The sequence below is a fragment of the Sphaerisporangium sp. NPDC049003 genome (assembly GCF_043197795.1).
Classification (GTDB): domain Bacteria; phylum Actinomycetota; class Actinomycetes; order Streptosporangiales; family Streptosporangiaceae; genus Sphaerisporangium.
Genome location: NZ_JBICTU010000037.1, coordinates 44,256 through 58,532, shown reverse-complemented (window position 1 = coordinate 58,532; position 14,277 = coordinate 44,256). Strand labels below are relative to the sequence as shown.

The 14,277-nt window shown below is 66.9% G+C and carries 9 protein-coding genes and 2 CRISPR repeat arrays; of the genes, 7 read left to right on the top strand and 2 right to left on the bottom strand.

The window, feature by feature from the left end; translation table 11 throughout:
• Positions 1 to 441: 441 nt before the first annotated feature.
• Positions 442 to 1,505: direct repeats of the CRISPR family, unit length 28 nt; unit sequence GTGCTCCCCGCGCACGCGGGGATGGTCC.
• Between the two features lie 89 nt (positions 1,506 to 1,594).
• Together istB and istA are read right to left on the bottom strand one after the other, a co-directional pair.
• Complete coding sequence (gene istB / locus ACGFIV_RS31710) at positions 1,595 to 2,416, bottom strand: IS21-like element helper ATPase IstB (protein ID WP_392838520.1); 822 nt, start codon at positions 2,414 to 2,416, stop codon at positions 1,595 to 1,597.
• On the bottom strand, positions 2,416 to 3,636 hold the full coding sequence (gene istA / locus ACGFIV_RS31705; protein ID WP_392838519.1) for an IS21 family transposase: 1,221 nt from the start codon (positions 3,634 to 3,636) through the stop codon (positions 2,416 to 2,418). Before istA ends, istB begins: the two co-directional genes overlap by 1 nt.
• A gap of 87 nt (positions 3,637 to 3,723) precedes the next feature.
• Positions 3,724 to 5,942: a CRISPR direct-repeat array (repeat unit 25 nt; unit sequence CTCCCCGCGCACGCGGGGATGGTCC).
• 439 nt (positions 5,943 to 6,381) lie between these two features.
• Between istA and ACGFIV_RS31700 the strand changes: the two genes are divergently transcribed.
• From ACGFIV_RS31700 to cas6e, 7 genes are read left to right on the top strand one after another with little or no spacing between them, the layout of a single operon-like run.
• Positions 6,382 to 6,630 carry a hypothetical protein gene (locus tag ACGFIV_RS31700; protein ID WP_392838518.1) on the top strand — a complete coding sequence of 83 codons (249 nt, stop codon included), beginning with the start codon at positions 6,382 to 6,384 and terminating at the stop codon, positions 6,628 to 6,630.
• Positions 6,627 to 8,987 carry a CRISPR-associated helicase Cas3' gene (gene cas3, locus ACGFIV_RS31695; protein ID WP_392838517.1) on the top strand — a complete coding sequence of 787 codons (2,361 nt, stop codon included), beginning with the start codon at positions 6,627 to 6,629 and terminating at the stop codon, positions 8,985 to 8,987. Before ACGFIV_RS31700 ends, cas3 begins: the two co-directional genes overlap by 4 nt.
• Before the next feature lie 8 nt (positions 8,988 to 8,995).
• The gene (casA, locus tag ACGFIV_RS31690; protein ID WP_392838516.1) at positions 8,996 to 10,969 is read left to right on the top strand and encodes a type I-E CRISPR-associated protein Cse1/CasA; all 1,974 of its coding nucleotides are present in this window, start codon (positions 8,996 to 8,998) and stop codon (positions 10,967 to 10,969) included.
• On the top strand, positions 10,962 to 11,567 hold the full coding sequence (casB, locus tag ACGFIV_RS31685; protein ID WP_392838515.1) for a type I-E CRISPR-associated protein Cse2/CasB: 606 nt from the start codon (positions 10,962 to 10,964) through the stop codon (positions 11,565 to 11,567). Before casA ends, casB begins: the two co-directional genes overlap by 8 nt.
• Complete coding sequence (gene cas7e, locus ACGFIV_RS31680; protein ID WP_392838514.1) at positions 11,564 to 12,694, top strand: type I-E CRISPR-associated protein Cas7/Cse4/CasC; 1,131 nt, start codon at positions 11,564 to 11,566, stop codon at positions 12,692 to 12,694. Before casB ends, cas7e begins: the two co-directional genes overlap by 4 nt.
• Positions 12,691 to 13,422 carry a type I-E CRISPR-associated protein Cas5/CasD gene (cas5e, locus tag ACGFIV_RS31675; RefSeq protein ID WP_392838513.1) on the top strand — a complete coding sequence of 244 codons (732 nt, stop codon included), beginning with the start codon at positions 12,691 to 12,693 and terminating at the stop codon, positions 13,420 to 13,422. Before cas7e ends, cas5e begins: the two co-directional genes overlap by 4 nt.
• Positions 13,413 to 14,084, top strand: a complete 672-nt coding sequence (gene cas6e, locus ACGFIV_RS31670) for a type I-E CRISPR-associated protein Cas6/Cse3/CasE (protein ID WP_392838512.1) — start codon at positions 13,413 to 13,415, stop codon at positions 14,082 to 14,084. The genes cas5e and cas6e overlap by 10 nt, the downstream gene beginning before the upstream one ends.
• The last annotated feature ends 193 nt before the right edge of the window (positions 14,085 to 14,277 follow it).

Sequence of the window (14,277 nt, the reverse complement as noted above, 5' to 3'; positions counted from 1 at the left end):
GGCTTGCTTGCTCCCACGAACGGATGTCTCCTTACCCACCCTCGACACAGAGTTTTATACCTGTTTGCTACCTCTGTCTATTTTGGCAGGGAGGGGCCCAAGCCGTGTTTCTCGACGAACTCTCCAGCCCACGCCTCGAAAGCCTCATCCAAGTTGACGAGGGTGTTGTCTAGGTCGAAGAGCGCGAGCGGCTGCATGGCAACTCACTCTACGAAAACGGTTCGAATGCAGAGCTGTCCGTTCTAGGTCAACGCTGCGAGTGCCGGCTACTTCACTGAACTGGCGCACCGAACGATGTGGCTTGCTCACGTGAGGCCAGTGATACACCCTGGGCCGACTTGATGTCTCAGCATAAGCAGTCTGGCAGCGTCCGAAATGTCCGGTCCCTCGAAAGTGCTCGAATTCCGCGCTCGTCGCCGACAATGCTGCAGGTCAGGCAGTGTGCTCCCCGCGCACGCGGGGATGGTCCCCGAGCCCGCCCAGCATCGTGGAGTCCAGCACGGTGCTCCCCGCGCACGCGGGGATGGTCCCTTCACGGCCGCGCAGTCGTCCCGCTCGTACAGGTGCTCCCCGCGCACGCGGGGATGGTCCCGACATCGCGCGGCGCGAACCGTACGAGGTGCTGTGCTCCCCGCGCACGCGGGGATGGTCCCTGTCCTGCATTTGGGAAGGTCCTGACACCGAAGTGCTCCCCGCGCACGCGGGGATGGTCCCGCAGGCGGTGATGGTGGCCCGGTCCTGCCGTTTGTGCTCCCCGCGCACGCGGGGATGGTCCCACGGTCGCCACGATCCACAGGTGGCTGACGGGGTGCTCCCCGCGCACGCGGGGATGGTCCCAGCTCGCCCCGGCCCACCCTGCGGGAGTTCGCGTGCTCCCCGCGCACGCGGGGATGGTCCCCCGCGCAACGTCCGCGACGCCATGCAGTGGCTGTGCTCCCCGCGCACGCGGGGATGGTCCCCCGGCAAGGTACTGCTCCCCGGCCGGGTGCTCGTGCTCCCCGCGCACGCGGGGATGGTCCCATCAGTTCCGGATCGGCGTTCAAGACCTCCTTGTGCTCCCCGCGCACGCGGGGATGGTCCCTCGGACATCTTGGACGCGGCGCCACCAGCAGCGTGCTCCCCGCGCACGCGGGGATGGTCCCCAGGCCGCCGACGACCTGATCAGCGCGACGATGTGCTCCCCGCGCACGCGGGGATGGTCCCTGGACGAAGGTCGGCCAGGACGCGATCGGGTTGTGCTCCCCGCGCACGCGGGGATGGTCCCTGCATCCCGAGGGGCCGGTCCGGTGCGACGGGGTGCTCCCCGCGCACGCGGGGATGGTCCTGGCCCCCGCCTCGCATGCGTAACCGCGTGGTGGTGCTCCCCGCGCACGCGGGGATGGTCCCAACCATGCGAATAAATTGATCGTGGATTGGTCGTGCTCCCCGCGCACGCGGGGGTCCCTTCATCCCCGTATCTGCGTCCGGAAGTTTCTTGTGCTCCCCGCGCACGCGGGAATGGTCCCCCCAGTGAGTCCTGGACGCCCTGTCAACGACGGGTGAATCTTGACCCCCTGGCGTCGTCTGAATGTTGACCCCCTGATGTGGTTGATCGTTACTGTTCGTCGCTGTGACCGGCTGGGGGAACACGGCCGAGATCTCGGTTCTTGAGGCGGTAGCTGTCGCCCTTGAGGCTGATGACCTCGGCGTGATGGACGAGACGGTCAATCATCGCGGCGGCGACGACGTCGTCGCCGAAGACCTCGCCCCAGCGTCCGAACGGTTTGTTGCTCGTGACGATCAGGCTTGCTCGTTCGTAGCGGCTTGAGACCAGTTGGAAGAACAGGTTGGCGGCCTCGGGTTCGAAGGGGATGTAGCCGACCTCATCGACGATGAGGACGGGGATGCGGGAGAGTTTGGTCAGCTCGTCTTGCAGTTTGCCGGCGGTGTGAGCCTCGGCCAGGCGATCGACCCAGGCGGCGGCGGTGGCGAAGGCGACCCGGTGCCCGGCTTGGCAGGCGCGGATGCCCAAGCCGATAGACAGGTGGGTTTTGCCGGTGCCCGGCGGGCCGAGGAAGACCACGTTCTCGCGGGCGGCAACGAAGTCCAGTGTTGCCAGGTGCGCGATGATCTCGCGTTTGAGGGAGCGTTGGTGGTCGTAGTCGAAGTCCTCCAGCGCTTTGCGGGCCGGGAAGCGGGCAAAGCGGATACGGGCTTCTCCGCCGTGGGATTCGCGGGCGGCGACCTCCCGTTGCAGGCAGGCAGCCAGGAACTCCTCATGGCTCCACGATTCGGCCCGGGCCCGCTCGGCCAGTCGCTCGACTGCGGCGGCCAGCGATGGCGCCTTGAGCGCCCGGGTGAGATAGGCGAGCTCAGCGCCCCTGTTGCGGGGGCCGTTGGATGCCGGGATGTTTGCGGTAGGCGCGGTCCGGGCCATCAGGCCACCCCCTCGATACCCAGCACGGCGTCGTAGTCGCTGAGCCGGCGCTGTTCCACCTCGACCTCGGCCAGGCCGGTGGCCTGACGTGAGCGCCTGCCGCGCAGCACGGCGGCGGCGTGCTGGTGGGCGGGGTCGGTGATGGTCTGATGGATGGCCCAGGACCGTTCATGCCGGGCGACCAGATGCCCGGCGCAGGTCACGCTGACCTGGCTTAGATCGGCGACGACCTCGACCAGCCGGCCGATCGCCGAGGGGTGCACCGAGTAGTCACACGAGGCGACGCGCACGTAGTGGTCACGAGACAGGCGGGTGGAGGTGCGCCACCCGACCAGCGGAGCGATCGGCGGCAACGCCACCATCGCCGCCAGGTCCCCCTGCAGCCGGTCCGCCGGCCGGCACTCTATCCGCCGGTGATGACGGGCGTTGGCCTTGGTCAGCCAGTCGGCGAGCTGGCCGTTGAAGTCATGCGGAGAGGTGAAGCTGCGACCGGGCAGAAACGAGGTCTCCAGATAGCCGTTGGCCCGCTCCACCAGCCCCTTGGCCTCAGGATCACCGGGTTTGCACTGCACGATCCCGATGCCCAGCGCGCCGCGGAAGGCGGTGGCATCGGCGGTCAGTTGAGGCTTGCCCTGCTTCCACTGGCCGATCGCCGATTCGTTGTCCCAGACCAGTGTCTTGGGCACCGCACCCAGATGAGACAGCAGCGCCCAGTGCCCGGCGAACAAGTCCGCAGCTGTTCGGGAGGGCAGCATGCGCGCCATCAGCCACCGCGAATAGCCCGACACCATCACCAGCACCGGCGGACTGGCCCGGTGCCCGGCTCCGACCGGCACCTTCACCGGCGGGAACCACAGATCGCATTGGGCCAGTTCCCCGGGCTGATAGGTCGTCCGCGACGGGTCGACGGGCTTGTAGTGCGGCCGCAGCAGGCGCACCCGCTCTTTGAGCACCGTCAGCGACCGCTGCCAGCCGATCCGTTCGGCGATCACTGTCGCAGGCATGTCCGGGAACTCCGCCAGCAGCTTTCGGATCTGCGGCTCGGCCTCGTCCACGATCGATCCCTTGCTGGCCCGCTGATACTTCGGCGGCGCGTCGGCCGCCAGCGCGCTTTTCACGGTGTTCTTCGAGACGCCCATACGCCGAGCGATCGCCTTGATCGGCATCGCTTCAGCCCGGTGCAACCGGCGGATCTCCGCCCAGTCCTCCACCTTGATCACCCTCCAGAGCGACTGAAGGGGGGTCAGTTTTCGGCCGTCGCCACAGGGTCAGTTTTCACCCGTCGTCGACACGCCCGAGCCGAGGGCGTGCTCCCCGCGCACGCGGGGATGGTCCCCGGGTCTCGAGGATTTTCGTATGTGACGGGCCGTGCTCCCCGCGCACGCGGGGATGGTCCCACGTACACGCCCGTGTCCAGGCCGTTGACGGCGTGCTCCCCGCGCACGCGGGGATGGTCCCGAAGAGTGGTACAGGCTCGGACTCGACACGATGTGCTCCCCGCGCACGCGGGGATGGTCCCACCCTGCGGCCGGACTGGGCGCACATGGTCCAGTGCTCCCCGCGCACGCGGGGATGGTCCCCCGAACGCCAGCGCCCAGAGCGCGTCGCCGGCGTGCTCCCCGCGCACGCGGGGATGGTCCCGACCCGTCGACCTGGTTGGTGGGCTTGAGTTTGTGCTCCCCGCGCACGCGGGGATGGTCCCTGCCGAAGCTCCTACCGCCCTTGATCGACTTGGTGCTCCCCGCGCACGCGGGGATGGTCCCTCCTGGTACGTGCACGTAGCTAGATTCATATCGTGCTCCCCGCGCACGCGGGGATGGTCCCGCGGGGACAACCACGCTCGGCACCACCGTGTTGTGCTCCCCGCGCACGCGGGGATGGTCCCCCGTTCATAACGGGATCACCGTGATACTTTCCGTGCTCCCCGCGCACGCGGGGATGGTCCCCGGAGCAGAAGGACGAGGAAGACGGGCCCGGTGTGCTCCCCGCGCACGCGAGGATGGTCCCCCTCGCCGAGCGCACAGTCAGGGCTGGTGCCGGTGCTCCCCGCGCACGCGGGGATAGTCCCATCCCCCAGGCGCACACCGCCGACGCGGTGATGTGCTCCCCGCGCACGCGGGGATGGTCCCCACGTCCCGGCGCGGTGGAGCTCGACCGTGAGGTGCTCCCCGCGCACGCGGGGATGGTCCCGGGGGTCAGGGTGTGCTCCCTGATCGGCGTCAGGTGCTCCCCGCGCACGCGGGGATGGTCCCCAGTCCAGCGATGTGCGGATCTGGACCGCGCCGTGCTCCCCGCGCACGCGGGGATGGTCCCCGGCCGACGTGGTGTACGAGGAGTGGGAGATCGTGCTCCCCGCGCACGCGGGGATGGCCCCCCCGGAGGTGCCTGATGGCGTGGTCCAAGTCGTGCTCCCCGCGCACGCGGGGATGCTCCCGTCGCCCAGGTGCTGTGGGTGGAACGGCGCGAGTGCTCCCCGCGCACGCGGGGATGGTCCCACCGGGCGTCTCGCATGCCCGTAGTGGACATGTGCTCCCCGCGCACGCGGGGATGGTCCCCGGGTTTGGCGGGTGAGGGCGATGTCGAGGTTGTGCTCCCCGCGCACGCGGGGATGGTCCCAGGCCGGTCGGCGGATGGGCGTGTCCCGGGGGGTGCTCCCCGCGCACGCGGGGATGGTCCCGACGGGCTGTACGCGGTGTGCGCCCTGGTGGGGTGCTCCCCGCGCACGCGGGGATGGTCCCGTCGGGATCCGCCGCATGCTGGCCGACACTGGGTGCTCCCCGCGCACGCGGGGATGGTCCCGGTGGGTGGCGAAGGCTGAGGGCCGTACCTCGGTGCTCCCCGCGCACGCGGGGATGGTCCCTTCCGCACAGACGTTCAGGTCGAGATCCTGTCGTGCTCCCCGCGCACGCGGGGATGGTCCCGACAGCATCTCCGCGCGCCGCTTCGCAGCCTCGTGCTCCCCGCGCACGCGGGGATGGTCCCACCGACACGGCCCCGGGAGTCTGGCGGCACCGCCGTGCTTCCCGCGCACGCGGGGATGGTCCCGGCCGAGGACGCCACACTCGTGTACCTAGAGAGTGCTCCCCGCGCACGCGGGGATGGTCCCGAGTACCCGACCCTTTTCCGGAACCTCGGCCTGTGCTCCCCGCGCACGCGGGGATGGTCCCTCGCACCGCCACGCTCGTTCCTCCCGGCGCTTGTGCTCCCCGCGCACGCGGGGATGGCCCCTCCCGCACCATCACCACCATCGGATCTTTCGTGTGCTCCCCGCGCACGCGGGGATGTCCCCTTCGGCATCGCGATGAAGGGCCTGCACTTCGGTGCTCCCCGCGCACGCGGGGATGGTCCGCCAGCTCGGCGCTCTTGGTCGGTGTGCCGTACGTTCTCCCCGCGCACGCGGGGATGGTCCCCCTTCCTCCAGGGCGCTGTCCGGGGTGGTTCCGTGCTCCCCGCGCACGCGGGGATGGTCCCCCTCTCGACATCGTCACCGCCCCGTTTACCCCGTGCTCCGCACGCGGGATGGTCCGGGTCGAGCGGCCACGGCCGTACCCGCGCCGCGTGCTCTCCTCGCATGTAGAGATGGTCTCCTCGCTGTAAAGGCCGGACCGCTATCCGAGTAAGCCGTTAGAGCGGTCTGGCGGAGCGAACTCGTATGCGGGCCACCATCAACCATCTCGTGGTGAAGCACTGAGTTCTGGCCCCCTGGAGGTCGATCAGTCTGTATGGTTGCGGAACCGTCGCTTTCTGACGAGGCGCTGGGACTTGCTCTCCTATGGCGGGAGATGTGCCCTCGTAGGCGGGTCCACTGGCACGACCTCCCCACACCAGGTGGGGATGCGAAGAATCGACACAATCGTCCTGATCGCATCGTGCACGGCCATGCGCGAGCCGAAACGCGAGTGGCCTCCGGGATGCACCCCGAAGGCCACTCTGCTTCCAGAACCCATCAGACGTAGGAGGAAGCATTGGCCAGTTTAGGCCAGTCCAAGATGGCGAAGAGGGAAAGACCCGATGGGCGACTCCACCTGCGCACGCTCGTCATCCTGACCCTTGCGGCTGCTGCCGCTGTTTCTGCCGCAGCACCCGCGTGGTTGGTGGTCGCACACATTCTCGATGGCAGAGGTGGTCCCGCTGTGCCGCTCTCTGCCGCGCTCGTAGCAGGGGAAAGCCAGTTCATCAAAGCCTTCGATCTGCTCGACCGCATCGTCCGGTGAACGCTGACCCGCCCATCTGGGCCGCCTGGGGCAAGACGGGTAAGGACCAGAGTCACCCCCTCATCTGCCACATCCTCGACACGGCCGCTGTAGCGGAGCGGCTGATAGGTACCTTTACCGGCCCGCGATGTCGAGACGAGTTGCGCGCGGCGTTCGAGCCGCTGGGAGACCCTGACGCATGGATCGCAACATTGTGTGGCCTTCATGATCTCGGAAAGCAGAGTCCCGCCTTCCAGGCGCTGAAGGTCGAGCTCGCCTTGTCGAGGTTCGACGAATCCGCGGCGGCAGACCTGCGGTTAGCGCGGAAGAGGGCGGGACTGGGACGCCGCTTCGACACCCCACACGGTCTCGTAACGGCCATGCACATGAAGGATCTCCTCCGTCGTTGGGGAGCGTCCCAGGTCACAGCCGAAGTGGTCGCTGTCGCCCTCGGTGGGCACCATGGCTACTTTCCGGACGGTGCAGCGCTACGGCAGGCGCGGCGAGAGGTCAACAACCACGGTGGGCAGACGTGGGAGGGGTGGCGCGATGCCCTGGCAAGTCAGGTCCTCGGTTTGCGTGGCCTGCCGGATCCTGGCGAAACCCTCTGGCAAGACGTGCACGTCAGCAATGCAGCCGCGATCGGGCTTGCCGCCCTGACCACGATCAGTGACTGGATCGCCTCTGACGTCAAGAACTTTCCCTACGCCGACATCCGCGATCTTCCGGCTTACGCCAAGCAGGCAGACATGCTGGCAGAAACAGCCGTGGAAAAGCTCGAACTCCGCTATTGGGCTCCGCCCGCGACGTTCGTCGAACTGTTTCCCAAGGACAAGCCACGACCGGTGCAGGCCGTCGTCGAGAGGATGACCGCAGACCGCGACGATCCCACATTGATCATCGTGGAGGCCCCAACAGGCGAAGGTAAGTCCAACGCGGCGCTCCAAGCTGCGGCGGCCCTCATCCGCAACACCAATCTCGTGGGGACCTACGTCGGCATGCCGACCCAGGCGACGAGCAACCAGATGCTCTCCGAACTGGAGGGGCTGCTGACGGAACTCGGCGACGACCAGATCACCGTACGGCTGATTCACTCTGGTGCCCTGGACCACCTAAATGACCGAACCGTCGACCCCACCGACATCGGCCGCGACGACCGGGACGACTCCGACATCCATGCGCAGGAGTGGTTCACGCGCAAGAGGAGCCTGCTCGCCCCCGTGGGCGTCGGCACGGTGGACCAGGCGCTGAAGGCGGTCATCCGCTCGGGTCACGTCTTCGTACGGCTAGCCGCCTTGACCAACAAGGTCGTCGTGATCGACGAGGTGCACGCCTACGACACTTACATGTCGACGCTGCTCGACCGGCTCCTCGCCTGGCTAGGGCGGCTAGGGACGTCGGTGGTGATGCTGTCGGCCACGCTGCCCTCTCAACGCAGGCACGAACTGGTGGCCGCCTGGCAGTCCGGCTTGCTGAGGTGCCTGCCGCGGGAGGCTCCAAGGATGGAGGAGTCCAGCGGCTATCCGAGGGTGACCGTGGCCGGTACGGGCAAACCAGTGGTCGAGCCGGCGGGAGTATCGGAGCTCAACGACAACCGACGGCTCCATCTGGTACGGGTCCGCGACGAGGATGTGGCCGACTGGGCACTCAAGCAGGTGAACGACGGTAGGTCCGCGGTTGTCATGCACAACCTCGTGCGCAGAGCCGTCGCGACCTACACGGCTCTCGAAGAGCGGGTCTCCGCCCTGTCGGCGGCCACGCGGCCACAGCTGATCATGGTCAATGGCCGGCTTCCTTATGGCGCGCGCCGAGCGGTCGAAGCTGAACTCCGGGCCGCTTTCGGAAGAGGAGGGGCACGGCCACCGAGAACGATCGTGGTGAGTACCCAGGTCCTGGAGCAGGGGCTGGACCTTGACTTCGACGCCATGCTGACTGATCTTGCACCAGTGGACTGGCTCATCCAGCGGGCGGGCCGGCTTCACCGTCACGACAGGGCGGCTTCGCGTGGTGAGCCCGTTCTGGCCATCGCGGGAGTGGTTGACACCGATGATGGGCCACGGTTTCCTCCCTACCTTGAGACGGTCTACGCGCCGATGACGCTGTTGCGCACCTGGGCGCTGCTGCAAGATAGGACCACCCTGGACCTGTCCCGCGAGGGCCCCGACCTGGTCGACGCGGTCTACGGTCCACCCGAAGCAATCGCCTGCCCCTCGGGATGGGAGGAGTTCTGGCGAGTCGCGGCCGAAAAGCTTGAGCGTGCGCGGAATGCGGCCGACCGCAACGCCCGGCTGATGTATCTGCCGCATCCCAGCGCGGTGGTTCACCTCGGGGAGTTGACCCGGCACGGCAAGCACTCAGGTCGAACGCGGGAAAGGTGATGCACACAGTGGACTTACCCGACGACGCCGTTGCTGTCGACGTCGTACTGTTCAGGGCAGCTCAGGATGGCCGGGCCATCCCGATCGGCGGCGCAGAGCCGGTCGACCTGACTGCGCCCGATCCCCCAGATCACGAAATGTTGACAGTGCTGCTCGACGCCTCCGTCCGGCTGGTCGCATCGGCCGACCTGCCCGCTGATGTCGTACGGGCTGTCGCTTCGGTGTCCGTTCCGCCCCGTTTCCAGCACTCACCTTGGCTGTACGAGCACAGGGCCCTGCTGTTCGCCGAAGGCGAGTGCACCCTGGGCGGGCACGTTCTCCGCTATCACGACCAGCTCGGTATCCACGTGGAGGAGCTTGCGCTCCAGCCTCAGGAGGGTGGGAGGACCTCCTTCGACTTACTCACGCAGCCCTGGATCCCAGTGGTAAGGCTGGACGGCGAGGCCAGGGTCATGGGCCTCAAAGACGTCATCCTGGACGCGCACAACATCCGGCGGGTCGCCGCAGAGGCGCCAACTATGACGGCGTCGCTTCACCGGCTCCTCCTCGCGGTCTTCCATCGTGCGTACGGCCCGCCGAGTGAGGCAGCGTGGGGACAGCTATGGGCGGCAGAACGATTCCCTGCCGATCCGCTGCGGAGCTACCTGGACCCTCACCGGCACCGTTTCGACCTGTTCCACCCGCGGCTGCCGTTCATGCAATGTGCCGAGCTGGCCTCCTTGAGTCGGGCCACCGCAGCCAAGCTCGTGCCGTACCGCGCGGTGGGCAACAACGTGACGCTCTTCGACCACACGACCTCCGCAGACCGGGTGGTGCTCTCCCCGGAGGAGGCTGCCCGATGGCTGGTCACTCTCCACGCCTTCGATCCAGGGGGCATGAAGACCCCGTATGAGAAGGACAAGTCGTCAGAGCGGGCACCCTGCAACTGGTTCGGCGTCGTGCTGGTGGAGGGCAGAAGCCTTAAGGAGAGTCTGCTTCTCAACGCCCCCGTCTACCGGCCGGACTACGAGAAGCCCGCGATGACCACGCCAGAGGACAGGCCGGTCTGGGAGGAGCGCGAGGGGCCGTCGCCGAGACCGGACAAGCGCACCGCGCGCGGATGGACCGATCTACTGACGTGGCCTTCGAGGCGGGTCCTGCTCTCCGCTAACGGATCGGGCGGAAGCACCATGGTGGACGGCGTTGTCATCACTCCAGGGACACGGCTCGACGCGCGCCTGCCCGACGAGGAGATGATGGCGGCCTTCCGGAGGCCCAGAGATGCCAAAGGCCGATTCAAGCGGGACGCGCCGATGCTGCCGGTGCAGTTGCATCCACTGCGCGGCATCTGGCGCCACAGCGTTGAACTGCTTCTGACGGACGTGTGGGAGGAGGGCAGGAACCGCCAGCGTCCCACCACTCTCGACCAGATAGCAGAGTTGGCCGAGCGCCGGTACATCCCCTCAGACGCCGTCTACAGCCTGCGCGTCTTCGGACAGCGTCTCGACTCCAAGGCGACTGTCGTAGAGACCTGGTTGGAGGAGGAGGTCCCCGCTCCCGTTCCGCTTCTCCGTGCTCGCGACGAGAGCCTCGGCGCGCTCATCGGCTGCGCGATCACCCTGGCCGATGAGGCCGGCTCCGCACTGCGAGCGTTGCAGTCGGGGTACCACCGCGAGTTCCGTGACGTACCGGTGTCGGACATCGATAGCGGTTACTGGCCGCGGCTTTCCCGTCCTTTCGGAACCTTCCTCGTCGATCTAGGCAACGCACGCATGGCCGGCCGATCAGAGGCGCCGGCCACGCGCAGCTGGGGCCGGCAGGTCACTGAGCTCGCCACCTCGGCCGCGGACCGCTGGGTCGCCGGTTCACCAGCGGAGGGACGCGCGATGGCCGCCCTAGGGAAGTGCTACGGCCTTTTCCAGACCCGCCTCAGAACGGCTGAAAGCAGATTCCAGGCCCAGACCAACATCTATTCCGCCGGAACGGAGGACGCAGATGCCTGATCCGCTCGTCGTGCGACGGGAGGCATACATCAAGTACCTCTACGGCCTTGAAAGCGCGCTGCGCTCGAATGATCCGAACCGAGCCGCCAACGCGCGCCAGATGCTGGCCCGTCTGCGTCACAGCTTCGTCGAGGGCAAGCAGTATCAGGCCTACGAGATCGTGTTCCGGCAAGATCCGCCTGAGGACAGCGCTGAAGTGGAGACTTGGCTGCTCGTGGGCGGGCTGTTCGCGCTCCACCCGCTGAATTGGAGGGGCAGCGCGCGACCTCGCTCGCTAGGGGCGTCTCTAGGCAGACTTCAGAAGAAACTGGACAGCCCGGCGGTCGACCGACGGCTGTCCCTGCTGCTCGCCAAGGACATACAAGCCCTGCCTCATCATCTGCGCCAGACGATCCGGTTGCTGTCCGCCCACGACGTCCCCGTCCATTATGGGCGGCTTCTTGACGACCTGGTCGTCCTGCTTGGCAGGGATCACCGCGGCGACAAGGCGAGCAAGGTACGCCTCAAGTGGGCCCAGGAGTACTACATGCCGGTCTCGGCCACCACGGACGAGGACTCCGACGAACCCTCCACCGATCTCCCGGAGAAAACTAAATGATCATCGAGCTGCACCTGCTCCAGTCCTTCCCCGTCAGCAACCTCAACCGCGACGATGTCGGCCAGCCCAAGACGGCCACCTTCGGCGGACATGTGCGGGGGCGTATCTCCAGTCAGAGCCTTAAGCGCTCAGCACGGCTGGTGTTCAATGAGTACGGACTGGACGACTCCGAGGTCGGGATCCGCACCAAACGGCTGCTCGACAGCGTGGTGGATGGCCTCGTCCAGGAGAAGCGTGACCGAGATCAGGCGCGGATGGTCGCGACAGCAGCCCTGCAACAACTGGGGTTCGGGCTGGACACGAGCAGAGGGCTCACCCAGTACTTGCTCTATGTCGGGCGCGAGTCCATCGACCACCTGACCAGATACTGCCAGAACGAGTGGGATGCCTTGGAGGCTTTCGCCTCGGCCAAGACGGCTGCGCAGCAGGCGAAGATCAAGCCGGACAAGGCCGCCCAGGCCGAAGCGCGCCGCATCCTCAACGCAGGGCGAGTTGCTGACATCGCACTGTTCGGACGGATGATCGCGGACAACAAGGACCTGAACGTCGACGCCGCCTCCCAGGTGGCCCACGCGATCTCAACGCATGTTGTCGCCACCGAATTCGACTTCTACACCGCGGTCGACGACTTGAAGCCGGATGCCGAGTCCGGGGCCGACATGCTCGGCACGATCGACTTCAACTCCGCGTGCTACTACCGCTACGCCAACGTCGACCTGACCCAGCTAATGAGGAATCTTCAGGGCGATATCGATCTCGTTCGGCGCACTACTCGTGCCTGGCTGCTGGCGTTCATCAACGCCGTGCCCAGCGGGAAGCAGAACTCCATGGCGGCGCGCACTATGCCCGACACCCTGCTGGGCGTGGTGCGCGATCGAGGTGCGTGGAACCTCGCCAACGCCTTCCTCAAGCCGGTCGTGGACAACGACATCATGGAGGGCTCGACCAAGCGACTTATGGAACACTTCGGCAGGCTCCGCAGCTTCTTCGGCGCGGAACAGATCCGTAGCGCCACTGCGGCCTCCGTGTCAGGAGAGATCCAGACCATCGAGGGCGTACAGACCGTGACGAGCCTCGACGCCTTCACCACCGCCGTCCTCGCCGGCGCAGGGGAGTACGGCCGATGACGCATGACGGCGTCATGTCCCTAGCGCTGTGCTTCGACGCGCCGATGCAGTCATGGGGAATCAGGTCGCGCGGGATCCTACGGGACACGATGGCCGAGCCGACGAAGTCCGGAGTGATGGGCCTGCTGGCGGCGGGGCTCGGGATCGACCGAAGCGACGACGAGGCCCTGACCGAGCTGGCTCGGCTTCGGCTCGCGGTGCGGGTCGACCGCGAAGGCACCATGGAGCGCGACTACCACGTCACTCAGAACGTTCCCACTACTCAGGGCGTGGGCCACCGCACCGTCGTCAGCGAGCGGTACTACCTGGCTGACGCGCTCTTCCTCGCGGTCCTGGAAGGTGACGGGAGGCTGCTGAACCGGGTTGCTGCTGCGGTGGAACGGCCGCACTGGCGGCTGTCCTTCGGCCGCAAGGCCTACGTCCCCGCTCGCCCGCTTCTCGCAACAGGAGAGGGCCCAGTCGCCCGAACCGCAGAGGAAGTACTGGCCGAATACCGGTGGTTAGAGACTTCGCCCCTGACCCGTGCCCGTGTGAAGGGCCAAGCGATCCGAACTGGTTTGCGTACCGTCGTGGAATGTCCGGCCGACCAGGTCGGTGCTGAGGTCCGTCACGACCAGCCGCTCAGCTTCGCTGAGGGCAGCAGACGGTTCGCGTACCGCACCGTCAGAACGGGGGAGGTTCCGCTGACCGACGACATGATCTCCGCGGGAGAGAAGCTGTGTTTTTAACCAAGCTCACCGTCAATCACCGGTCTCCAGCCTTCCTTCGCGACGCCGGCGATGTCCATGACATGCATCGGACCGTGATGTCCGCTTACCCCGAACTGCCGCCCACCGCCACCTTCCGCAGCACGCATGGCGTCCTCTGGCGTATCGACCCCACTCCTGGCGGCGGAATCGTGCAGTACGTGCAGAGCGAAACCGCCCCTGACTGGGGGCAGCTCCCTGAAGGCATGCTCCTCAAGCCAGCAGAGGTCCGCTCCCTTCAGCCCGTGCTCGACGCGATTTCACCAGGCCGGAAATTTGCGTTCCGGCTGATGGCCAACCCGACCCGCTGCGTCCGAGTTGAAGATGGCGCGGAACAGCGCAAGCGTGTTCCCCTCCGGCGTCCGACCGAACAGATCGAATGGCTCGTCAGCAAGGGCGAGCAGCACGGCTTCGTCATCCCCGCGAGCCGCCAAGGCACTCCCGACGTGACGTGTAGTCCGGCCCCCAGACTTGTCGGGAAGAGACGAGAGTCAAGGCACATCACCATCGACCCTGTTCGCTACGACGGCCACCTGGTGGTCACCGACCCGGATGCTTTCACTGCTGCCATGGTCAACGGCATCGGCCGCGCAAAGTCCTATGGCTGCGGCTTGCTCAGCCTTGCTCTCGCCCGGGCCAAGTGATTCTCCGAATCCAACCGCATCGTTCGAACAGTGCAGTGGTGCGATGCCCCATCCGCGGAGGCAGACCTCCGTGCCCAAGGTGGTGGTTCTATGACCGAATTGAGCACGTTTGCGGACAGTAGTCACTGCGCATGTGGGGGCCCTGCGACAACTTGAAAACTGCATAGTGGACATGTGCTCCTCACGTGGGGAA

Coding starts and splice junctions, on each gene's coding strand:
- istB (WP_392838520.1), bottom strand. CDS start 2,416: ATGGCCCGGACCGCGCCTACCGCAAACATCCCGGCATCCAACGGCCCC.
- casB (WP_392838515.1), top strand. CDS start 10,962: ATGCCTGATCCGCTCGTCGTGCGACGGGAGGCATACATCAAGTACCTC.
- cas7e (WP_392838514.1), top strand. CDS start 11,564: ATGATCATCGAGCTGCACCTGCTCCAGTCCTTCCCCGTCAGCAACCTC.
- cas5e (WP_392838513.1), top strand. CDS start 12,691: ATGACGCATGACGGCGTCATGTCCCTAGCGCTGTGCTTCGACGCGCCG.